Here is a 23,087-nt window from a genome sequence, read left to right as displayed (position 1 = left end):
GATGAAAATGCATTGAACGCGATTATAGGATAAAACGGCTCAGATCTTCATCTGCGACCAGCGCATCCAGATGTTTGCTCACATAATCCGCATCAATTGTTATGCTTTGACCGTTCAGATCGCTTGCATCATAAGAAATATCTTCCATCAGACGTTCCAGCACGGTGTGCAAACGACGGGCACCGATGTTCTCGGTGGTTTCGTTCACCTGCCATGCTGCCTGAGCGATACGTTTGATACCGTCTTCGGTGAACTCAATGTTCACACCTTCGGTCGCCATCAACGCTTTGTACTGGACGGTAATAGAAGCGTTAGGTTCAGTCAAAATACGCTCAAAGTCGCTGGTGGTCAGCGCCTGCAGCTCAACGCGGATCGGCAGACGACCCTGTAACTCAGGGATCAGGTCAGATGGTTTTGCCACCTGGAATGCGCCGGAAGCGATAAACAGAATGTGGTCAGTTTTGACCATACCGTGTTTGGTGGAGACGGTGCAGCCTTCAACCAGCGGCAGCAGGTCGCGCTGTACGCCTTCACGAGAAACATCCGGGCCGGAGGATTCGCCGCGCTTACAGATTTTGTCGATTTCGTCGATAAACACGATACCGTGCTGCTCGACCGCGTCGATCGCGTCCTGTTTCAGCTCTTCCGGGTTGACCAGTTTCGCCGCTTCTTCTTCAATCAACAGCTTCATTGCATCTTTGATTTTCAGTTTGCGCGGTTTTTGTTTCTGGCCGCCCAGGTTCTGGAACATCGACTGCAACTGGCTGGTCATCTCTTCCATTCCCGGAGGCGCCATAATTTCAACGCCCATCGGTGCAGCGGCGAGATCGATCTCGATTTCTTTATCATCGAGCTGGCCTTCACGCAGTTTTTTGCGGAATGCCTGGCGTGCAGCAGACGGTTCAGACGGTTGTTCAGCCTGGCCCCAGTTGTTTTTCGCCGGTGGGATCAGCACATCCAGAATACGCTCTTCCGCCATCTCTTCCGCACGGAAACGGTTTTTCTCGATAGACTGGACGCGAACCATTTTGATGGCTGAATCCGTCAGATCGCGGATGATAGAGTCAACTTCTTTACCGACATAGCCCACTTCGGTGAACTTGGTCGCTTCAACTTTGATAAACGGCGCGTTGGCCAGTTTTGCCAGGCGACGGGCGATTTCGGTTTTACCGACGCCGGTCGGGCCGATCATCAGAATATTTTTCGGGGTCACTTCATGGCGCAGCTCTTCGTTGAGCTGCATGCGGCGCCAGCGATTACGTAAGGCGATAGCAACGGAGCGTTTCGCTGCGTCCTGGCCAATAATGTGCTTGTTCAGTTCGCTGACGATTTCGCGTGGGGTCATTTCAGACATGGGAGATCCTTACGCTTTAGACGGTAATTCTTCGATGGTATGGAAGTGGTTGGTATAGATGCAGATATCACCTGCAATATCCAACGCCTTTTCAGCGATTTCACGCGCGCCGAGCTCGGTGTTTTCCAGCAGAGCGCGTGCTGCCGCCTGGGCGTACGGGCCGCCTGAGCCGATGGCAATCAGATCGTTTTCGGGCTGCACGACGTCACCGTTACCGGTGATGATGAGAGAGGCATTTTCATCTGCTACCGCCAGCAGCGCTTCGAGTTTGCGCAACATGCGATCGGTACGCCAGTCTTTCGCCAGCTCCACGGCGGCTTTGACCAGGTGACCCTGATGCATTTCTAATTTGCGCTCAAACAATTCAAACAGTGTGAAGGCATCCGCAGTGCCGCCGGCAAAGCCCGCAATGACTTTGTCGTTGTACAGGCGGCGAACTTTTTTCACGTTGCCTTTCATTACGGTATTACCCAGTGTGGCCTGACCATCACCGGCGATGACTACATGGCCATTACGGCGTACGCTTACTATTGTTGTCACGAGCAGACCCCTTGGTTACAAATGCAGAATACTGGCCCCGCACAGTCTACGGGGCGTAATGCAAGTATAGATGGGGGGGATTTTGGGGGTTTCAACCCCCAGTAGCGAGTCGAATGCAGTTTGTGTGACCCGCCATCTTCAGGCGGTTGATGGTACCGTCGGCATTTTCTTTGCCTTTCACCGGGCCGATAACCACGCGATTCCAGCCGTTATTGGTGGTAATTCGGGAATCAAAACCTTCAAAGGCCAGCTGCGCACGTACGGTTTCTGCCTGCTCTGCGCCTTTAAACGAGCCGCACTGCACCATCCAGCGGCGCTCATCTTTCTTCTCTGTTGTTGGCTTCGGCGCTTCCGTTGCACGCGCAATTGGCGCGGCCTGTTGCGTTTTTGGCTGTGAAGCGGTGGTGTGCGCCGGTGTTTGCAACAGATCCTGATAAGGCTGCGCGGCAGCAGTCTGTTTGGGTTGCTGCGTCTGACGAGGCTGCTGTACAGGGGCGGTCTGCGCTGTGCGTGTTTGTTGTTGCGGCTGCTGAGAAGGCTGCTCAGTCACGCGAGGCTGCGTACGCGGCTGTTGAACCGGCTGAGTATTGGCCCACTGCTGTTGTTGCACCTGTTGCTGGGCCAGGCGCTGGCGCTGCAACGTTTGCTGACGCTGTTCAGGCGTCTGCTCGTTCCACGGCACTTCGTTCAGCTGTGTCGGCTGCTGGCGCATATCCGCCTGCATCTGTGCCAGTAACTGACGTTGTTCATTGGTGAGTTGGTCCGGGTTCATGACTTCGCCGCCCGCAGAGGGTTCAGTAGGCGCACGCACGCCAGGCTGGCGACTTTCCAGCTCTTTGATGTAGCGCCAGCGCTCTTCCGGTTTTGGCGGCAATCCATTACCGGTGACCTTCTGGCCCTGCAGTGTTTCGGACTCTTCTTTCTTGTGATGAGTAATGAAGTACAGACCACCGATAAAGGCCACAAGGACGGCGGCTGCAATCGCGACCATTGCTGGCGAGACCGCAGGTATGTTGCGTTGCTTTTTCCGTGAGGTGCTCTTTTTGCGCCGCGAAGGTGCCGGTTGGCCGCGACGTACATAATCTCGTTGTGCCACTATCGTTTCGCTGTATTTATTCGTTCGTCAGCCCGCCATGTTACTTAAGCGGCGGGCCTTTGACCAGACAGGGGAGTCTTAAAGCGTTTACTTTAAGTTAAAGCGCGCGTTGAACCCCGAATTATAAGCTCGCAGTCCAGTAAACGTGAACCACTGCTGACATTCTGCCCTTGCAGTTGATCGAGCAATAACAGCATAGCTTCTCGTCCAATTTCAAAGCGTGGCTGTGCAACGGTAGTCAGGGGTGGATCACAAAATTCCGCCAGCGCGATGTTATCGAAACCAATAATGGACAGATCGTCGGGAATTCTCAGACCACGGCGTTTGGCCCAGGAAAGCGCCCCGAGCGCCATAACATCGCTATGGCAGAACACGGCCGTAGGCGGTTGCGGCAGTTCGAGCAGTTGTTGAAGCGCGTTCGCACCTGCTTCATAGGTGAAATCGCCGCGAGCGATATAATGCGGATCAACCGTAATACCGCTACGACGCAGTGCCTGAACATAGCCTTGTAAACGGTAGTGGCAAAGCGGCATCTCTTCGGGTCCGGCGATACAGCCAATGCGCTGATGCCCTTGTTCATGCAGATAATTCACGGCATCAAACGCGGCGGTCAGGTTATCGATGTGAACGGTCGGCAACTCCAGTTCGGGTGCAAATTCGTTCGCCATTACCATGGGCGGCAGATTGCGCTGTTCTTCGATACTGGCGTCAAAGGGGAGACGTGAACCGAGCAGCAGCATGCCGTCAATCTGCTTGGTGATGATCAGATTGATAAACGTTTTCTCTTGCTGATTCTGGTGGGCGCAATCGCCGATCAACACCAGATAGCCTTGCTTTGCCGCGGTCACTTCGATGCCACGGATAATTTCACTGAAAAATGGATCGCAGATATCCGGGACTATCACCAGGATTGTGCGTGATTCATTGCGTTTAACGTTTCGCCCCATCGATTGCGGTAAATAGCCCACCTCCATAGCTGCCTGTTCCACCCGGCTACGGGTCGACTGGGAGACTTTATCTGGGTTCATTAACGCGCGGGACACGGTTGCCGTTGAGACTTTCGCCTTTAGAGCAACATCTTTCATTGTAGCGGCAGCAACCTGATTCTTCGGTTTCACTCTCTCTCCTCGCCTGGGGCATGCAGGCGCAGACCTATCCCTGGAAAACTAATGTCAGGATCATTTTTATCAGATAGTTAATGGAAGCGGTTACAGAATTTTCATAAAAAGTGTGATGAGTCCTGAATATTTCGATCCACCTCGCATCATGAGGGGGTTATCCCTCAATAGGATCGACATCCAACACCCATTTGACCTTGCGTGAATCGGGCAGCGTATTGATCAGCGCCATCGTGCCGCTGACGATATGTTGCAGCCGTATTCTGGACGGATGCTGGAGTAAAATTTGCCAGCGATAGCGACCGCCGCGTTTGGGTGCCAGGGCGGGAACCGGCCCCAAAACCCAGAGCTTGTCATCCGACAGCGGGCTGGCCTGAATGAGGTTGCGCAACTGCTGCAGGAATAGCGGCGCCTGCTGATTGTTATGATCTTCCGCCCGCACAATGACATGGCTGGTCCAGGGAGGAAGCTGGAGCGTTTGCCGTTCGGCCAGCGCTTGCTCTGCAAATGCGTCATAACCTTTGTGCAGCAGGGTTTGCAGCAGTGGGTGCTCCGGATGATGTGTTTGCAGCACGACTTCACCCTGTTTACCGGCGCGTCCGGCACGCCCGGAAACCTGGGTATAGAGCTGGGCAAAGCGCTCTGCAGAGCGGAAGTCCGCTGAGAACAGCGCGCCGTCAACGTCCAGCAGCGCCACCAGGGTGACGTCCGGGAAATGGTGGCCTTTGGCCAGCATTTGCGTGCCGATCAAAATGCGTGCGCCGCCGCGATGTACTTCCGCCAGATGCTGCTCCAGTGCCCCTTTACGGCTGGTGGTATCGCGATCGATACGGGAAATCGGCACCCCCGGAAAGAAGGGGGCCAATGCGTGTTCAAGTTGCTCAGTGCCTAACCCAACCGGCACCATGTGCGTAGAGCCGCAGGAAGGACACTGGCGCGGCACCGGGCGTTGGCTGTCGCAGTGGTGACAGCGTAAATGGTGTTGTGCCTGATGCAACGTGTAGTAGTGGTCGCAGCGCGGACATTCTGCTGTCCAGCCGCAGTCGTGACACAACAGCGCAGGGGCAAACCCCCGACGGTTAAGGAACAGAATGACCTGATTATCGGCCTGCAGATGCTGACGCATACGCGTGATTAACGCGGGAGCCAGTCCGGCTTGCACCTTCTGGCCTTTCAGGTCGAGCACATGCTGCATGGCAGGACGGGCATTGCCTGCCCGACGCGTCAGACGCAGCATGCGGTACTTTTTCTGCCGCACATTGCATAGCGTTTCCAGCGCCGGTGTGGCGGAGCCGAGAATGATGGGGATCTGCTCGCTGTGGGCGCGATAAACAGCAAGGTCGCGGGCATGATAGCGCCAGCCTTCTTGTTGCTTGTAAGAGCTGTCGTGTTCTTCATCAATGACGATGACGCCGAGATTTTTAAACGGCGTAAACAGCGATGAGCGGGTGCCGATAACAATCGCCGCTTCACCATTTTTGGCCTTCAGCCATGCCGAGATACGTTCGCTGTCATTCAGGCCGGAGTGCAACACCTCGACAGGTGCATTAAAGCGCTCGCGAAAACGGGCAATCGTTTGTGGTGTCAGGCCGATCTCCGGCACCATCACCAGCGCTTGTTTCCCCTGGGCCAGCACGTTCTCCAGCACGCTAAGATACACTTCCGTTTTGCCAGAACCCGTGACACCGGCCAGCAGCCAGGCCGAGAAACTGTCTGACGCGCTGTGAATCGCGCCAACCGCCGTGGCTTGCTCTGTGTTCAGCCGCAGGCGTTCACCCGAGACGCCATAGTGCGTGCGCCAGTCGGTGAAGGCGGGTGTCTCGCTCGCCAGATCGCTCAACCCTTTTTTACGCAGCGCCTGCAGTGCCGCATCATTAAATTCGAGGTCCGCCACCCGATCGCGCCAGATTTTACCCTGGCGTAGCGCGGCCAGCGCCTGCTGTTGTTTTGGCGAGCGTTTCAGGCTGTTGAGGTCGACAGCCTGTCCCTCTTCTGTGGCAAACCAGTACCACATTGGGGCGTTGCAGGCAGGTCTGCCCTGGCGCAACAAAACAGGCAGGGCATGAAACAGCACATCACCGACAGGATGATGGTAATAATCCGCAGCCCACAGCAGTAAACGCCAGACTGAGGTTGAAAAAACCGGTTCGACGTCCAGCACCTCGACCACCGCTTTGAGTTCATTAAGCGGTAATTCGCTTTGGTCGCTGACGGAGACAACAATCCCAACGCGTTCTTGCTGTTTACCAAACGGCACGCGCACACGACACCCGGCTTTAGCGCTCATGCCCTGCGGCAAGAGATAGTCAAAGGTACGGGGAAGCGGAACGGGTAAGGCAACGTGCGCAACGGGCATGTCATCATCCTGACTTGAAATCTGGCGGGTTAGTATACACATTGTGGTAAGGGAGCGCGGATCAGTTTGCATACGCTGGCTAATTTCTGTATGATTCGCCGCCTTTGATGCAAATTGATTGCGTCAAAACTATACTATCAACATCGCGTGGTGTCTGGCGTTAGGGCTGGAAGAGCGACGCGGCCTTAACTGAGGTTTCCCATGAAAAAAGATATTCACCCGAAATACGAAATGATTACTGCAAACTGCTCTTGCGGTAACTCCATCCAGATCCGCTCCACCGTTGGTCACGATCTGAACCTGGACGTATGTGGCCAGTGCCACCCGTTCTACACTGGCAAGCAGCGTGATGTTGCAACCGGTGGCCGTGTTGACCGCTTCAACAAGCGTTTCAGCATCCCGGGCAGCAAATAAGTTTTGCTTCTCAGAAAAAAGCGCCTTACGGCGCTTTTTTTGTGCCTGCAATTTAAGATTGAAAAACCTATTTCTTTGCTGAATAAATAATTTTTACCCATAAATAAAACATCGTTTCTATTTTATAGGTAAATTGTTTCTATTAGTGACCTTCATCGTTTTTATCTTTTCGTTTTTGCCATTTATTTTTTTTGTTGGCAAAATTTAAAAGGTTTTATCTCTCCTGCTTAAATACAATCATTTAGAAATTTAAAATTATTCATAAATCCTTTTTGTCTGCTCCTTTTCGGAGAAGCATGTGGATTGATTTCTTAATTTTGTATAAAAAGGGATGGTCATGAAATTAAAGTCCGCGTTACTACTTATTCCATTATTCTCTGCGGCCGCACACGCAGGTTATGTTGATTATCGTCATGAATATTATGACGATGGACGTAACTATGATCGTGTTTATATGTCTCACCGTTTTGCGACTGGTTTTGGTGTGGCAGTAGAAGCCATTTCACGTTCCGATGATGCGCAATCTAATGATGCGTGGAATAATATGGAAAGCAACGGTAACGAGTATACTGCAAGCTATCAATTCACCTGGCATGATCTTATCTGGCAGCCAGGTATCGCAGTCGAAACGGGTGATAATATCGCGATATATAAGCCTTACCTTCGCGTACAATATAATATCAATGACAACTGGTGGACGGCGTTCCGCTATCGTCAGGAATATGCACGTAGAAACGCTGAAGGTAAAGATGACCGTATGGTCTATCGTCCAGAAGCCTGGCTCGGTTATAACATCAATGACTGGATGTTTGAACTAAACGGCATTTATAAAATTGCTGATAGTGAAGATCTGTATAACAACAAAAAAGAAGATTATGAATATAACTTCCGTGTTGCTTATAAGATAGGTTCCTGGGTTCCGTTTGTTGAAATTGGTAACGTCTCCTCAGGTTATAACACGACAACGACGGACGATCGCCAGACACGTTATCGTGTTGGTCTTGGTTATAACTTCTAATTGTTAATCCCATTTATATATACAAAACATCATTCGAATTGCATTTCAACACGCATCAGCGTATCGAGCAACAATTTCTCTGATCATGCAGGCGTAAGTGATTCGGGCGAGTGCAACTATAGAAATAGAGTTAGTGGTAACGCGCCTTATTATTACCCTGAGTATCAGGACGTACGAATACTTCGCGTGAATAACGTGTCTAAGGAGTTGACATAATGTCTAGTGATGAACATGTTATAGGAAGTACAAGCATTGCCATTAGGCCTTTCGGATTCAGAGATAAAATTGGTTATTTATGTGGTGACCTGGGGAACTGTTTTATTCTTGGGTTAGTGAATAGTTTTTTAATGATTTATTACACTAACGTGCTCGGTGTTTCCGGCGTTATTGTCGGGTCACTCTATTTTGTGACAAAACTCTTTGATGCGTTTGTTGATGTCGCCGTAGGGCGCTTATGCGATACGTCTAAACTGACAGCTTACGGGCGTTTTAATCCCTGGGTTCGTCGCATGAGATACCCTTTCTGCATCATTTCGGTCGTTCTTTTTCTGCCGTTTGTTCATGAATTTTCTGAAACGGCGAAAATTATTTATATCTGCTGTTCTTATTTTATTTATGGTTCGTTGTTATCGACCGTTAACATTCCTTATGGTGCCATGTCAGCAGCGATTAGCTCGAATCCGGACGATCGTGTTTCGCTTTCGACCTACCGCAGTATTGGTTCGGCGATTGGTGGCGGGGCAACCGGCTTTTTTATTCCCATTCTGATGTATACAACCCTGGTTGACGGAAGTCAGGTTATTTCCGGGCAACATTTCTTCTGGATTGCGATTGGCTGCTCAATACTGGCTTTTATCTTTTTAACACTGACCTGTCACTTAACGACAGAACGCGTGCGCGTGGAAAAGAAAGAGAGCATGCCCGTTTCTGTTTTGCTGAAGGGATTATTACGCAATAAAGCACTGATCGTTTTAGTCATTGTGGATCTGCTTATTGTTATTAATCAGGGGCTCTCCGGCACCAATATGACCTATCTGTTTAATGACTATTTCCACAATAAAGCAGCAATGTCTGTCGCACTCTTGTTTACCTTTGGTTCCCTGATTCTGCTGGCGCCGTCGGCGTCCTGGCTCACGAAGCGGTTTGGTAAAAAAGAAGCCAGCGTCGGCGCGCTGTTATTTTCGGTGGTGATGTATCTGATTATGTACTTCATCCACATTACGGATGCGAAAGTCTATCTGGTCTTCCTGTTCCTTGCGACGCTGGGGGCCGGGTTATTCAACCTGATGATTTGGGCGTTTATGACTGACGTGTGCGATTATCATCAGTATGTCACTGGCGAACGTGAGGATGGCACCGTTTATGGTGTGAACTTCTTTGCCCGCAAAGTGGGTCAGGCATGTGCAGGGGCCATTGGCGGTTTTATGCTGGCTATCATCGGCTATCAATCTTCCTCAACGGGCGGGGCTGTGCAAACCAGCGCCGTGCAGGAAAACATTTACACGATGGCGAATCTCATACCGGCCTTATGCCTGTTTTTGGCAGCACTGATTTTGATTTATTTCTATCCACTGGGCCGAAAAGAAACGCTCAAAATGGAGGAAACTCTTAATAAATTCAATGGGATTAGCAAATAGCCCGTGAGTACCCTATGAAAGTGATGGGGTTATGAGTCTGAAAGGCAGGGGGAAACCTCTGCCTTATTGTTTCACCGGTAAACGTCCTTGTTACACCTTTAAAAAAAAGCGGCGGGTTAAACCCACGCCGCTCTTTACTGCTTTAGTATTCCCACGTCTCCGGGTCGATCCCCAGTTCACGCATAATTTCTTTTGCCGCTTCCGGGATTTCATCACTGCGTTCTTTACGCAGATCGTCGTCATTCGGCAAGGGTTGTCCGGTGAACGCGTGCAGGAACGCTTCACACAGCAGTTCGCTGTTGGTGGCGTGACGCAGGTTATTCACCTGACGACGCGTACGTTCATCGGTGAGGATTTTTAACACCTTCAGAGGAATGGAAACCGTAATTTTTTTGACTTGCTCACTCTTCTTACCGTGCTCAGCGTATGGGCTGATATATTCGCCGCTCCATTCAGCCATGAGATACTTAATCCTCTTCGTCATTAATATGAGGCCGGAAACTGAATCCAGGCCATAATTGCGCGTAGTTTACCGTAGTGGCGCGGCCCTTACACGAAGTTAGCCGTCGCGGATGTGCGCTAATGCGTATAATTTTAACGGCTATTTTCCGTTTGCTCAATCTATACGCAAAGAAGTTTAGATGTCCAGATGTATTGACGTCTATTGTAACAGTGTTTACTCTGAGGTCTGACTTTCACTGACTCAGCCCAGGAACTTCTCAACATGACGCGTAAACAGGCCACCATCGCAGTGCGTAGCGGGTTAAACGACGACGAGCAGTACGGTTGCGTTGTCCCGCCGATTCACCTTTCCAGCACCTATAACTTTACCGGTTTTAATGAACCTCGTGCACACGATTACTCTCGACGTGGCAATCCCACGCGTGATGTGGTCCAGCGCGCGCTGGCAGAGCTTGAAGGCGGCGCAGGCGCGGTGCTCACCAATACCGGCATGTCGGCGATTCACCTGGTGACGACGGTATTCCTGAAGCCTGGCGATCTGCTGGTGGCACCGCATGACTGTTACGGTGGCAGTTACCGTTTATTCGACAGCCTGGCAAAACGTGGCTGCTATCGTGTGCTGTTTGTCGATCAAGGTGATGAGCAGGCTCTGCGGGCCGCGCTGGCAGAAAAACCCAAACTGGTGTTGGTGGAAAGCCCAAGTAATCCATTGTTACGCGTGGTGGATATTGCGAAAATCTGCACGCTGGCGCGTGAGGCTGGTGCTGTAAGCGTCGTGGACAACACGTTTTTAAGCCCGGCGTTGCAAAATCCGCTGGCATTGGGTGCCGATCTGGTGTTGCATTCATGCACTAAATATCTGAATGGTCACTCGGATGTGGTGGCAGGCGTGGTGATTGCAAAAGATCCGGATACCGTGACTGAACTGGCGTGGTGGGCGAATAATATCGGCGTAACCGGCGGGGCGTTTGATAGCTACCTGTTGCTGCGTGGGCTGCGTACATTGTCGCCGCGCATGGAAGTGGCTCAACGCAATGCGCAGGCCATTGTTGATTATCTGCAAACCCAGCCGCTGGTGAAAAAACTGTATCATCCGTCTTTGCCGGAGAATCAGGGGCACGAGATTGCTGCGCGCCAGCAAAAAGGCTTTGGCGCCATGTTGAGTTTTGAACTGGATGGCGATGAGCAGACGTTGCGCCGCTTCCTGAGCGGGCTGTCTTTGTTTACGCTGGCGGAATCCTTAGGGGGCGTTGAGAGTCTGATCTCTCATGCCGCGACGATGACGCATGCGGGCATGGCGCCGGAAGCGCGTGCCGCCGCCGGGATCTCCGAGACGTTGCTGCGTATCTCCACGGGTATTGAAGATGGCGAAGATTTAATTGCCGACCTGGAAAATGGCTTCCGGGCTGCAAACAAGGGGTAAACATGAGTGTGATTGCGCAGGCAGGGACGACGGGTCGTCAACTGCATAAATTTGGTGGCAGTAGTCTGGCAGACGTGAAATGTTATCTGCGTGTCGCAGGCATTATGGCGGAGTACTCGCAGCCCGACGATATGATGGTCGTTTCCGCCGCAGGCAGTACCACCAACCAGTTGATTAGCTGGCTGAAATTAAGCCAGACCGACAGACTTTCTGCGCATCAGGTTCAGCAGACGTTGCGTCGCTATCAGAGCGATCTTATCAGTGGATTATTACCGACAGAGGTTGCAGATGACCTGCTCAGCGCCTTCGTCAATGACCTGGAACGGCTGGCGGGGTTACTCGACAGCGGCGTGACCGACGCCGTTTATGCGGAAGTGGTCGGGCACGGTGAAGTGTGGTCGGCGCGCCTGATGTCGGCGGTGCTTAACCAACAGGGACTGGCGTCGGCGTGGCTGGACGCGCGTGAGTTTTTACGTGCCGAGCGCGCCGCACAGCCGCAGGTAGACGAAGGGCTTTCTTACCCATTATTGCAGCAACTGCTGGCGCAGCATCCGGGAAAACGCCTGGTGGTGACCGGATTTATCAGCCGCTGTAATGCGGGCGAAACGGTACTGCTGGGCCGTAACGGTTCTGACTATTCCGCTACGCAAATTGGCGCACTGGCCGGAGCCTCCCGCGTCACTATCTGGAGCGATGTGGCCGGGGTGTACAGCGCCGACCCACGCAAAGTGAAAGATGCCTGCCTGCTGCCGCTGCTGCGTTTGGATGAAGCCAGTGAATTGGCGCGTCTGGCAGCGCCGGTTCTGCATGCCCGTACCTTGCAGCCGGTCTCCGGGAGCGATATCGATCTGCAATTGCGCTGTAGCTACACGCCGGATCAGGGTTCCACCCGTATTGAACGCGTGCTGGCCTCTGGTACCGGTGCGCGGATTGTGACCAGCCATGATGATGTCTGCCTGATTGAGTTTCAGGTACCTGCAAGCCAGGATTTTAAACTGGCATACAAAGATATCGATCAGATTCTGAAACGGGCGCAGGTGCGTCCGTTGGCAGTTGGCGTTCATAATGACCGCCAGTTGCTGCAGTTTTGCTACACCTCCGAAGTGGCCGACAGCGCGCTGAAAATCCTTGATGAAGCGGGTTTGCCGGGCGAACTGCGTTTGCGTCAGGGGCTGGCGCTGGTGGCTATGGTCGGCGCTGGCGTCACCCGTAACCCGCTGCACTGCCACCGTTTCTGGCAGCAGCTGAAAGGCCAGCCGGTTGAGTTTACCTGGCAGTCGGAAGAGGGCATTAGCCTGGTGGCGGTCCTGCGCACCGGACCGACCGAAAGCCTGATTCAGGGCTTGCACCAGTCGATTTTCCGGGCGGAAAAACGGATCGGTCTGATGCTGTTTGGCAAAGGCAACATCGGTTCACGCTGGCTGGAGCTGTTTGCTCGTGAGCAAAGCACGCTCTCGGCGCGTACCGGTTTTGAATTCGTGCTGGCAGGGGTGGTGGACAGCCGCCGTAGCCTGCTGAACTATGAAGGACTGGATGCCAGCCGCGCGCTGGCGTTCTTTAACGACGAAGCCATTGAGCAGGATGAAGAGTCGCTGTTCCTGTGGATGCGTGCGCACCCGTATGACGATCTGGTGGTGCTGGATGTGACTGCCAGTGAGCAACTGGCCGACCAGTATCTTGATTTTGCCAGCCACGGTTTCCACGTCATCAGCGCCAATAAACTGGCTGGGGCGAGTACCAGCGATAAGTATCGCCAGATCCATGACGCATTTGAAAAAACCGGGCGTCACTGGTTGTACAACGCCACGGTGGGTGCCGGTTTGCCGATCAACCACACGGTGCGCGATCTGATCGACAGTGGCGATACCATTCTGTCGATCAGCGGGATCTTCTCCGGCACGCTATCGTGGCTGTTCCTGCAGTTTGACGGCACGGTTCCCTTTACCGATTTGGTGGATCAGGCGTGGCAGCAGGGGCTGACAGAGCCGGATCCGCGCGTTGACCTTTCTGGTAAAGATGTGATGCGCAAACTGGTGATTCTGGCGCGTGAAGCGGGTTACGACATCGAGCCGGATCAGGTACGTGTAGAGTCACTGGTGCCTGCGCATTGCGAAGAGGGATCTATCGACCATTTCTTTGAGAATGGCGATGAGCTGAATGAGCAGATGGTGCAGCGTCTGGAAGCCGCCCACGAAATGGGGCTGGTGCTGCGCTATGTGGCGCGTTTCGATGCCAACGGCAAAGCGCGCGTCGGCGTGGAAGCGGTGCGTGCGGAACACCCGCTGGCGGCGCTGCTGCCGTGCGATAACGTCTTCGCTATCGAAAGCCGCTGGTATCGCGATAACCCGCTGGTCATTCGCGGTCCGGGCGCTGGTCGTGACGTGACCGCCGGGGCCATTCAGTCAGACATCAACCGTCTGGCGCAACTGCTGTAGTCCTGCGCCGCCTCCGGCCTACGTTAAGCTCCCTTCGTAGGCCGGATAAGCGCAGCGCCATTCGGCGTATTTATTGCTTCGCAAACACCTCTTTTGCGGCGAACAGACCGTTCAACGCGGCCGGAAAACCGGCGTAAACCGCCATCTGCATTATCACCTCAACAATCTCCTCCTGCGTTAACCCTACGTGCAGTGCAGCGGCGATATGCACCTTCAACTGTGGCGTGGCGTTCCCCAGCGCGGTCAATGCGGCGACGGTTGCAATCTCCCGGCTGCGTAAATCCAGTCCCGGACGAGAATAGATATCGCCGAAAGGAAATTCGATCAGGTAGCGAGCGAAGTCCGGCGCGATATCTTGCAAACTTTCGACGACGGCATCGCCACCTTTGCCATCCACCTGTTGCAACATGTCCTGACCCGTTATAAAGCGTTCTGAAGGCATCATATCTTCCTCGTTTGTTCAGTATGTGACGTGAGGATAGGGCGCGCAGAATGATTTGGATAATACCGTTTCCGTGATACCTTTTCGGTATGACAACGCCGCCGCTGTACTCTCTGGATATTCGCCAACTGCGCTACTTTGCTGTGGTGGCGGAAGAGAACAACATGAGCCGCGCCGCACAGCGACTATTTATGTCTCAGCCGCCGCTCAGCCGCCATATACGCCAGCTCGAAGACCGCCTGGGGGTGACGTTGTTTGTCCGTCGTACCAAAGGTCTTACGCTGACGGAGGAGGGAAAGCGGGTGCTGGAGATCATTCGTCCGCTGCTGGCGCAGCAAGAAAAAACGTACGCTGCTCTTCATCAGCTCACACAATCTGGCGTACCGTCGCTGCGGCTGGGATTAACAACGGCATTTGAGCAAGGGGTTTTCGCGTCTCTGGAAACGCCGCTTAATACGCGTGTTGAGACACTGAATATTGTGCGTCATGGTTCACCTGAACTGGTGCGTCAGGTACGGCGCGGGAAGCTGGATGCCGCGCTGGTGGCGCTGCCGCTTGAGGCAGCAGGTCTGGACGTCACACCGCTCAACTGGCATGAGCCGCTGATTGCTGCCATCCCCGCAGCCTGGCCAGAAGCGGACAGGGAACCGCTCTGTTTAGCGGCGCTTAATCACCGACCACTTTTCTGGTTTAAACGTGAACGTAACCCCGCATTCTTCGACTATACCCGGGACGTTTTTCATCGCCTCGATTACGTTCCTTCCTGCCTTGAAGAGCCGCTGGAGCATGACGTACTGCTCGCGCGCATTGCGCATGGCGACGGTCTGAGTCTGCTTCCGGCCTCGTTTGCGGCTATTCAGCGTCAGGGCGTGGTTTTTCGCGCGTTGAACGACAACGAATTGCGTATCACGGCCGGGTTGGTAATGTTGCCTGAAAACGCTGCACGGCTGGAGTGGCTTAAAACAGAGATGTTGCAATCCCTTGTCTGTTCGGACTAACTTGAATTATTTTCATCTTCACTGAGGATTCCTCACCGTTAATGGTGATTTTTCAGTTGACGCCACGCCGCTTTTCCGTCATTTTTACATCTAGACGTCTAAATGGATAGATGTTCACAACACAACATATAATGACAAAAGATTGATGAGGTAAGGTATGAGCTTTTTTCACGCCAACCAGCGGGAAGCCCTGAATCAGAGCCTGGCAGAAGTCCAGGGTCAGATTAACGTTTCGTTCGAATTCTTCCCGCCGCGCACCAGTGAAATGGAGCAAACCTTGTGGAACTCCATCGATCGCCTGAGTAGCCTGAAGCCAAAATTTGTCTCTGTGACTTACGGCGCTAACTCGGGTGAGCGCGACCGTACGCACAGCATTATTAAAGGCATTAAGGATCGTACCGGTCTGGAAGCGGCGCCGCACCTGACCTGTATCGATGCGACACGTGATGAACTGCGCACGATTGCGCAGGATTACTGGAATAACGGTATTCGCCATATCGTTGCGCTGCGTGGCGATCTGCCGCCGGGCAGCGGTAAGCCGGAGATGTATGCGGCTGATCTGGTGGGATTACTGAGAGAGGTCGCGGACTTTGATATCTCCGTTGCCGCCTACCCGGAAGTGCACCCTGAAGCAAAAAGCGCCCAGGCCGATCTGCTCAACCTGAAGCGTAAAGTGGATGCCGGCGCCAGCCGTGCTATCACGCAGTTTTTCTTTGATGTGGAAAGTTATCTGCGTTTTCGCGATCGCTGTGTCTCTGCGGGCATCGATGTTGAAATCATTCCGGGCATCCTGCCGGTTTCCAACTTTAAGCAAGCGAAGAAATTTGCTGACATGACCAACGTGCGTATTCCGGCCTGGATGTCACAAATGTTTGAAGGCCTGGACGACGATGCGGAAACCCGCAAACTGGTCGGCGCGAACATCGCGATGGACATGGTGAAGATTCTAAGTCGCGAAGGGGTAAAAGATTTTCACTTCTACACGCTGAACCGTGCAGAGATGAGTTATGCCATTTGCCACACGCTGGGTGTAAGGCCTGGTTTATAAAATGCCTCGCCCTCTTCGGAGGGCTTTTTTTTGATCACATTGATCTACATCCCTGTAACTAAAAATATAAAAGGTATCAGCTATCGAATCTGTGGATTATTTCAACTATATCTTATCTCTGGTGGTGTATATCGTAGTTAGAACACTGTAAAGGGAGCATATAGATGAGCATGTCCGACGATAGCCAGAATAACGTGTCCGCCGGGAAGTGTCCTTTCCATCAAGCAAACCCGGACCAGAGCGCAGGCGCTGGTATGAATAACCGCGATTGGTGGCCAAAGCAACTTCGCGTTGACCTCCTTAATCAACACTCCAACCGTTCGAACCCGCTGGGTGAAGACTTCGACTACCGTAAAGAATTTAGCAAACTCGACTACTCTGCCCTGAAAGGGGATCTCAAGGCGCTCCTGTCCGACTCTCAACCGTGGTGGCCTGCGGATTGGGGAACCTATGCCGGTCTCTTTATCCGTATGGCATGGCACGGTGCGGGGACTTACCGTTCTGTGGATGGTCGCGGTGGCGCCGGGCGCGGACAGCAGCGTTTTGCGCCTTTAAACTCCTGGCCGGATAACGTCAGCCTGGACAAAGCACGCCGTCTGCTGTGGCCTATCAAACAGAAATATGGCCAGAAAATCTCATGGGCTGACCTGTTTATTTTGGCGGGTAACGTCGCGCTGGAAAACTCAGGCTTCCGTACCTTTGGTTTTGGTGCTGGTCGTGAGGATGTGTGGGAACCGGATCTCGACGTCAACTGGGGTGATGAGAAAGCCTGGCTGACCCATCGCGACCCGGAAGCGTTGGCAAAACGTCCGTTAGCTGCCACCGAAATGGGGCTGATTTACGTCAATCCGGAAGGGCCAAACGCCAGCGGGGAACCTCTCTCTGCGGCATCCGCTATTCGCGCCACCTTCGGTAACATGGGGATGGACGACGAAGAAACTGTGGCGCTCATTGCGGGCGGACATACGCTGGGTAAAACTCACGGCGCAGCCTCAGCATCGCATGTGGGCGCGGACCCGGAAGCGGCACCTATTGAGCAACAAGGTTTAGGCTGGAAGAGCAGCCATGGCACGGGTGTCGGGGCGGATTCCATTACCTCCGGACTGGAAGTGGTCTGGTCACAGACGCCAACCCAGTGGAGCAATTATTTCTTTGAAAACCTGTTCAAATACGAATGGGTGCAGACGCGCAGCCCAGCGGGCGCGATCCAGTTTGAAGCGGTTGATGCGCCTGAAATTATTCCGGATCCGTTCGATCCTTCGAAGAAACGCAAACCCACCATGCTGGTGACGGACCTGACGCTGCGTTTCGATCCAGAATTCGAGAAAATTTCCCGTCGTTTCCTGAACGATCCTCAGGCATTTAACGAAGCCTTCGCTCGCGCCTGGTACAAGCTGACGCACAGAGATATGGGGCCAAAAGCGCGTTACATTGGACCGGAAGTGCCGAAAGAAGATCTGATCTGGCAAGATCCGCTGCCACAGCCGGTATTCAATCCGACTCAGGAAGACATTATTAATCTGAAGTCTGCGATTGCGGGTTCCGGGCTTTCCGTCAGCGAGCTGGTGTCGGTGGCATGGGCATCGGCATCGACCTTCCGTGGTGGTGATAAACGCGGTGGCGCTAACGGTGCGCGGCTGGCATTGGATCCTCAGAGATACTGGGATGTTAACGCGACGGCCGCTCGCGTTCTGCCCGTACTGGAAGGCATTCAGAAATCTTCCGGTAAAGCCTCACTGGCCGATATTATCGTTCTGGCTGGTGTAGTGGGTGTAGAGCAGGCGGCAAGCGCGGCGGGCGTGAGCATTAGCGTGCCGTTTACACCGGGGCGTGTCGATGCGCGCCAGGATCAAACCGACGTTGAAATGTTTGAACTGCTTAAGCCTGTTGCAGATGGTTTCCGCAACTATCGCGGCGAGCCAGGCGAGGCGACAACGGAATCTCTGCTGATTGATAAAGCGCAGCAGCTGACGCTCACTGCGCCGGAGCTGACGGTGCTGGTGGGGGGGATGCGTGTTCTGGGTGCCAACTTTGATGGTAGCCAGCATGGCGTTTTCACCGAGCGTCCAGGCGTACTCAGCAATGATTTCTTTGTTAATTTGCTGGATATGCGCAACGAATGGAAAGCGACCGATGAGTCTGCGGAGCTGTTTGAAGGCCGCGATCGTCAAAACGGTGAAGTGAAATACACGGCGACTCGCGCTGACCTGGTGTTTGGTTCAAATGCCGTGCTGCGTGCATTGGCGGAGGTTTATGCGTGCAGTGATGCCCACGAGAAGTTTGTGAAAGACTTTGTCGCGGCATGGGTGAAAGTGATGAACCTGGACCGTTTCGATCTGCTGTAATCCTGATGTTGAAGTAACCGGATAACACTTCAGCGGCGGCGTGATTGTCGTCGCTGAAGTGTATTTGTCAGCGTATAGTATTTGCCGGGAACACCAATTTACTGGATTTATCATGTCAGCCTCAGGAAAGAGTCACTCACTGGCAATCAGTGGTCTTATTACCCTCACCCTTATCTGGAGCTATAGCTGGATCTTTATGAAGCAAGTCACGAGCTATATTGGCGCGTTCGACTTCACTTCACTGCGCTGTATCTTCGGAGCCTTAATCTTATTTCTCGTACTGCTCTTACGCGGCCGTGGGCTGCGCCCGACGCCATTCAAATACACGCTGGCGATTGCGCTATTACAGACCTGCGGCATGATAGGGCTGGCGCAATGGGCGCTGATGAGCGGCGGTGCGGGGAAGGTGGCTATTCTGACCTATACCATGCCGTTTTGGGTGGTGATTCTGGCGGCGCTGTTTCTGGGCGAACGACTACGGCGTTTGCAATACGCGGCGATTATGATTGCGGCCATCGGTTTACTGCTGGTGATGCAGCCGTGGCAGCTAGATTATTCCTCGCTGAAGAGCGCGTTGCTGGCGATCCTCTCCGGGATAAGCTGGGGAGCGAGCGCTATTGTCGCCAAGCGGATGTATGCCCGCCATCCTCGCATAGATTTGCTTGCGTTAACCGCGTGGCAGATGTTGTATGCGGCGCTGATCATGAGTCTGGTGGCCTGGTGGGTTCCGCAGCCTGAAATTGACTGGCAGCCCATCGTATTCTGGGCGCTGGGTTATAGCGCGATTCTGGCGACGGCGCTGGCCTGGAGTTTGTGGCTGTTTGTTCTGAGGAATCTGCCTGCCAGTATTGCCAGTTTAAGTACCCTGGCGGTTCCGGTTTGCGGCGTTCTGTTTTCCTGGTGGCTGCTCGGTGAGAATCCCGGCGTCGTTGAAGGCGGCGGCATTGTGCTGATCGTTCTGGCGCTGGCAATCGTCAGCTATAAAAAGCGTGAGGCGCAGGTACAAAAGGTCACGTCATCGTCGTGAAGGCCATCTCTCCCTGCCAATCAGCAGTAAAAAGAACATAAAAAAACGCCCGGACAATGCCTGACACCGTTCACTTAAGCCAATGAATGAGGGGGAAACTCCGGGATTTGGTTCCCGGAGGGACGCCAAACCCGGTGGTCGCCCCGGATATCTCGGTCTTAAACTAACGGTGTCAGGACAATGCCGGGAGCCTCAGTCGGATTTTATTCCCATTCTTGCAGGAAACGCTGACCATACTGGTCGGCAACCAACAGGGCGGCATAGACCTCATCCGGTGTAGCGCCGCCAGGCATGTTGTGAATCGTTTCGCCTTCTGCGCAAGAGGCTTCTGCAACCGTACGCATTTTTGCCGGAATATCCTGTTTAATATCCAGTTGCGCCAGGGTGATAGGCAAACCGACGGAATGACACAGCGCGGCAACGGTTTCGATTTCTTCGACCGGCGCATTTTCCAGAACCAGTTGTGTCAGCGTCCCGAAAGCGACTTTTTCACCGTGATAGTAGTGATGCGCGTCCGGAATCGCCGTCAGGCCGTTGTGTATGGCATGTGCTGCCGCCAGGCCCCCACTTTCAAAGCCCACACCGCTCAGGTAAGTGTTGGCTTCAATAACGCGTTCCAGAGCGGGTGTCACCACATGCTGCTCAGCGGCCAGCATGGCTTTTTCACCTTCTTCGATAAGCGTGTTGTAGCACAGTTCGGCCAGCGCCAGCGCCGCCTGCGTGCACTTACCACCTGCCATGGTGGTCGCGCCGCTACGTGAACAGGCACGGGCTTCAAACCAGGTCGCCAGCGCATCGCCAATACCTGCGGCTAACAGACGTGCAGGCGCGCCCGCAACGATTTTGGTATCCACAATGACCATATGCGGGTTTTGCGGCAACAACAGGTAACGGTCGAACTCACCCGCGTCAGTGTAGATAACGGAGAGCGCGCTGCACGGTGCGTCGGTCGAGGCAATGGTCGGCGCAATGGCCACCGGAATTCCCATAAAGTGGGCCAGCGCTTTTGCGGTGTCCAGCGTTTTACCGCCGCCGATACCCAGCACCGCGCCGCACTGCGCTTTTTCCGCCACGCCACGTAGGCGATCAATTTCATTTTGCGAACATTCGCCGCCAAATGGCGCAATTTCCAGTACCAGTCCGGCATCTTTAAAGCTTTTTTCTAGGGCTGCCTGGGCAAAACCTAAGACAAATTTGTCGCCGACAACCAGCCAGCGTTCCGCCATCGGTTTGAGGTAGTCGCCAAGACGGGTGATAACATCTGCACCCTGGATGTATTTACCAGGTGATTGAATAATGCGATCCATACTCTATTTCCCTCACAGGTTGATATGACCAAATGCGTTTTTCCAGTCCTGCTCAAACTTCTCTATAGCCGACTCTACCGCAGGGGTATTCAGCATTTGTTGCGCTACATCTAATGGCAGGGTGATTGCTTCGCATCCTACCAGCATGCAATCCAGCGCCTGGCGCGGGGTTTTGAAGCTGGCGGCGAGCACCATACTTTCTGGCGCGTGAAGTTCCAGCAAGGTTTGCAGTTCCTGTACCGTGCGAATACCATCGCCACCCTGAGCATCAATGCGGTTCACATAGGGTGCGATATATTTCGCGCCAGCCAGCGCGGCAAGTAGCCCTTGCGCTGCGCTGTACACGGCGGTACCCAGCGTCGTGATTCCTTCTTTTTTCAGCTGTTTTATGGCGGCTAACCCTTCGGACGTGACCGGGATTTTCACCACGATCCCCGGAACCGCATCGCTCAGGCGTTTGGCCTCTTCCACCATGCCTTGTGCGTCGCGGCTCATTGTCTGGGCAAACAGAGTTCCTTCTTCACCAATGGCTTTTTGCAGCCGTGGCAGCACATCCCAGATAGACTCTTTGCTGGCTGCCACGATGCTGGGGTTCGTCGTCACCCCAGCGATAGGAAAGAGACGCGCCAGACGTTTAACTTCCGCCACGTTGGCGGTATCCAGATACAGTTCCATCATTTGTCCTTTTACAGTTCCAGTTCGTGTTGCAACAGGCTGGCAATCGTCTCGGCAGAGGCGGCGTTAACCAGCGGGTGGCGGAATGATTGGGTATTGCCTCTCCCCATAACCGTTTTCTGGTGACAGGATAAAAGAGTTGTATCAGGCTACGCTATGTGACAAATCTGCCAAAAACTGGACAAATGTAATGTAAGTATCAAAATGCGATATGCTTCACAAGTCGCCATATTGCAGATGTCATTATTGTTTTGACATTACAAAAATCCAGTAAATAACATTTTTATCCACTGTCTTCGCCACGTTGGATTACCTGTTGTTTGCTACAACAACATGATGGGCATCGGGGGAGTTGGTGCAGATCCTGAGAAAGACTCGTTAATCGTTTAGTGGAAGTGGATATCAGTCAGGCATTAATGCCTTTCTTCGCGAGCCGCAGCATACCCACATCATTCTGGATCCACCTCCTTCTCGGTGAGTTGGCTGTGGTATTGCCGACGATACTCTGACGGTGAACGCTCCGTATTTTTACGAAACAGGCGACAGAAATAGTTGCTGTCGACAAACCCGCAGGTGTGGGCCACTTCTTTGACTTTAAGATCGTAACTTTTGAGCAGTGTCTTCGCATGCTCCAGCCGTGTGTGGTTCAGGTATTCGTTAAAGCCAATAGCGCCGGTTTTTTGAAACAGGTGCGAGAGGTAGTTTGGCGAGATGTAGAAGGCCTGGGCGACCGATTCCCGGGTGAGCGGTGTGGCGTAGTGTTCATCAATATAATCGCGAATAGCTTCGAACAGCGCGTGGCTTCGTGATGCGGTTTGGATCTGACTGCCGAGCAGGTCGCGGCAATGGCTCAGCAGACTGGCCACGATCAGTCTGGCGGTCTGCTGTTCCTGCGGCTGCATTTGCATTTCATTCAGCGTTTGCAGCAAGAAAGAGCCAATGCGGGGGCCACGGCGCGCCACATTCTGTTTGGCCAGATTTTGGTATTGTTTTCCGTCCCAGTGAACCACACTGAAACCTAACTGCTGCTTGCCAAACAGAATACTGAGCGTGGTGACGGGCGCGCTCCATTGCGGAAAGTTCCAGCCGCCAGCCGGGACGTACAACACGTCCCCTGGCGTCAGTGCAGCAGGAGCCCCGGAGATCCCTGCATCGACGAACTCACCGTCCAGCACAATCTCCAGGCGCGGAAAATCAACCCGATAAGCCAGCTCAGGGATCGGACCGTTGGCCGTAGCGAAATAAATCTGACGTAGCGCCGTGGGACCATTAATGAGACGAGAAAGAAGGTGGCTGACGTCGTGATACATGATGTTCCCTTACCTGGCGCTGACAGGGCAACATTAACTGGCATCATAAAAAAAGGCCACTCTAAAAAGAGTGACCTTCAAT

Annotated in this window: 19 protein-coding genes and 1 pseudogene; 9 read left to right on the top strand and 11 right to left on the bottom strand. The window is 53.3% G+C overall.

Going from position 1 to position 23,087, the window contains the following annotated elements; translation table 11 throughout:
* Positions 1-22: 22 nt before the first annotated feature.
* The 5 genes from hslU to priA all read right to left on the bottom strand — a co-directional run bounded on the left by hslU (position 23) and on the right by priA (position 6,464).
* Positions 23-1,354: an HslU--HslV peptidase ATPase subunit gene (gene hslU / locus JM656_RS20815; protein WP_192613867.1), complete on the bottom strand. Its 1,332-nt coding sequence runs from the start codon at positions 1,352-1,354 to the stop codon at positions 23-25.
* 9 nt (positions 1,355-1,363) lie between these two features.
* A complete protein-coding gene (gene hslV, locus JM656_RS20810; RefSeq protein ID WP_007369227.1) occupies positions 1,364-1,894 on the bottom strand; it encodes an ATP-dependent protease subunit HslV in 531 nt (176 codons plus the stop codon).
* Between the two features lie 91 nt (positions 1,895-1,985).
* On the bottom strand, positions 1,986-2,990 hold the full coding sequence (gene ftsN / locus JM656_RS20805) for a cell division protein FtsN (protein ID WP_203359375.1): 1,005 nt from the start codon (positions 2,988-2,990) through the stop codon (positions 1,986-1,988).
* A gap of 92 nt (positions 2,991-3,082) precedes the next feature.
* Positions 3,083-4,108 (bottom strand): DNA-binding transcriptional regulator CytR, encoded by a 1,026-nt coding sequence (gene cytR / locus JM656_RS20800; protein WP_203359374.1) that lies wholly within the window; start codon positions 4,106-4,108, stop codon positions 3,083-3,085.
* Between the two features lie 157 nt (positions 4,109-4,265).
* Positions 4,266-6,464 (bottom strand): primosomal protein N', encoded by a 2,199-nt coding sequence (priA, locus tag JM656_RS20795; RefSeq protein ID WP_203359373.1) that lies wholly within the window; start codon positions 6,462-6,464, stop codon positions 4,266-4,268.
* A 201-nt stretch (positions 6,465-6,665) separates the two neighbouring features.
* Here priA and rpmE point away from each other — a divergent pair, with 201 nt between their 5' ends.
* The 3 genes from rpmE to JM656_RS20780 all read left to right on the top strand — a co-directional run bounded on the left by rpmE (position 6,666) and on the right by JM656_RS20780 (position 9,533).
* Entirely contained in the window at positions 6,666-6,878 is a 213-nt protein-coding gene (gene rpmE / locus JM656_RS20790; RefSeq protein WP_103177500.1) for a 50S ribosomal protein L31, read from the top strand.
* A 337-nt stretch (positions 6,879-7,215) separates the two neighbouring features.
* Positions 7,216-7,896: an oligogalacturonate-specific porin KdgM family protein gene (locus JM656_RS20785; RefSeq protein ID WP_203359372.1), complete on the top strand. Its 681-nt coding sequence runs from the start codon at positions 7,216-7,218 to the stop codon at positions 7,894-7,896.
* Positions 7,897-8,111: 215 nt separating this feature from the next.
* Positions 8,112-9,533 carry an MFS transporter gene (locus JM656_RS20780; RefSeq protein ID WP_203359371.1) on the top strand — a complete coding sequence of 474 codons (1,422 nt, stop codon included), beginning with the start codon at positions 8,112-8,114 and terminating at the stop codon, positions 9,531-9,533.
* 142 nt (positions 9,534-9,675) lie between these two features.
* Here JM656_RS20780 and metJ read toward each other — a convergent pair whose 3' ends face one another.
* Positions 9,676-9,993, bottom strand: coding sequence for a met regulon transcriptional regulator MetJ (metJ, locus tag JM656_RS20775; RefSeq protein WP_162380293.1), 318 nt, complete (start codon positions 9,991-9,993; stop codon positions 9,676-9,678).
* A 264-nt stretch (positions 9,994-10,257) separates the two neighbouring features.
* Between metJ and metB the strand changes: the two genes are divergently transcribed.
* Both metB and metL read left to right on the top strand, forming a co-directional pair.
* Positions 10,258-11,418: a cystathionine gamma-synthase gene (metB, locus tag JM656_RS20770; RefSeq protein WP_203359370.1), complete on the top strand. Its 1,161-nt coding sequence runs from the start codon at positions 10,258-10,260 to the stop codon at positions 11,416-11,418.
* Positions 11,419-11,420: 2 nt separating this feature from the next.
* Positions 11,421-13,853, top strand: a complete 2,433-nt coding sequence (gene metL / locus JM656_RS20765; RefSeq protein ID WP_203359369.1) for a bifunctional aspartate kinase/homoserine dehydrogenase II — start codon at positions 11,421-11,423, stop codon at positions 13,851-13,853.
* Positions 13,854-13,923: 70 nt separating this feature from the next.
* Here the strand turns inward: metL and JM656_RS20760 are convergent, their stop codons facing one another.
* Positions 13,924-14,295: a carboxymuconolactone decarboxylase family protein gene (locus tag JM656_RS20760; RefSeq protein ID WP_203361345.1), complete on the bottom strand. Its 372-nt coding sequence runs from the start codon at positions 14,293-14,295 to the stop codon at positions 13,924-13,926.
* A gap of 89 nt (positions 14,296-14,384) precedes the next feature.
* On the opposite strand from JM656_RS20760, the gene JM656_RS20755 reads away from it, so the two are divergent.
* The 4 genes from JM656_RS20755 to JM656_RS20740 all read left to right on the top strand — a co-directional run bounded on the left by JM656_RS20755 (position 14,385) and on the right by JM656_RS20740 (position 19,713).
* Positions 14,385-15,293: a LysR family transcriptional regulator gene (locus JM656_RS20755; protein ID WP_203359368.1), complete on the top strand. Its 909-nt coding sequence runs from the start codon at positions 14,385-14,387 to the stop codon at positions 15,291-15,293.
* 157 nt (positions 15,294-15,450) lie between these two features.
* Positions 15,451-16,341, top strand: coding sequence for a methylenetetrahydrofolate reductase (gene metF / locus JM656_RS20750; RefSeq protein WP_203359367.1), 891 nt, complete (start codon positions 15,451-15,453; stop codon positions 16,339-16,341).
* Positions 16,342-16,505: 164 nt separating this feature from the next.
* Positions 16,506-18,686 (top strand): catalase/peroxidase HPI, encoded by a 2,181-nt coding sequence (gene katG, locus JM656_RS20745; protein ID WP_203359366.1) that lies wholly within the window; start codon positions 16,506-16,508, stop codon positions 18,684-18,686.
* A 112-nt stretch (positions 18,687-18,798) separates the two neighbouring features.
* On the top strand, positions 18,799-19,713 hold the full coding sequence (locus JM656_RS20740) for a DMT family transporter (protein WP_203359365.1): 915 nt from the start codon (positions 18,799-18,801) through the stop codon (positions 19,711-19,713).
* Between the two features lie 203 nt (positions 19,714-19,916).
* Here the strand turns inward: JM656_RS20740 and JM656_RS20735 are convergent, their stop codons facing one another.
* From JM656_RS20735 to JM656_RS20720, 4 genes and pseudogenes are all read right to left on the bottom strand, one after another.
* Positions 19,917-21,020, bottom strand: coding sequence for a glycerol dehydrogenase (locus JM656_RS20735; RefSeq protein ID WP_203359364.1), 1,104 nt, complete (start codon positions 21,018-21,020; stop codon positions 19,917-19,919).
* Between the two features lie 12 nt (positions 21,021-21,032).
* On the bottom strand, positions 21,033-21,695 hold the full coding sequence (gene fsa / locus JM656_RS20730; RefSeq protein WP_203361344.1) for a fructose-6-phosphate aldolase: 663 nt from the start codon (positions 21,693-21,695) through the stop codon (positions 21,033-21,035).
* Positions 21,696-21,706: 11 nt separating this feature from the next.
* Positions 21,707-21,787, bottom strand: a pseudogene (locus JM656_RS22545) (PTS sugar transporter subunit IIA); the annotation flags it as partial.
* A gap of 357 nt (positions 21,788-22,144) precedes the next feature.
* Positions 22,145-23,005 carry an AraC family transcriptional regulator gene (locus tag JM656_RS20720; RefSeq protein WP_203359363.1) on the bottom strand — a complete coding sequence of 287 codons (861 nt, stop codon included), beginning with the start codon at positions 23,003-23,005 and terminating at the stop codon, positions 22,145-22,147.
* Positions 23,006-23,087 lie beyond the last annotated feature (82 nt).

This window comes from Citrobacter sp. R56 (assembly GCF_016811995.1).
GTDB classification, from domain to species: Bacteria; Pseudomonadota; Gammaproteobacteria; order Enterobacterales; family Enterobacteriaceae; genus Citrobacter_D; species Citrobacter_D enshiensis.
Note: the sequence above shows the minus strand (reverse complement) of the source record. Positions and strands in the feature narration are given on the sequence as shown.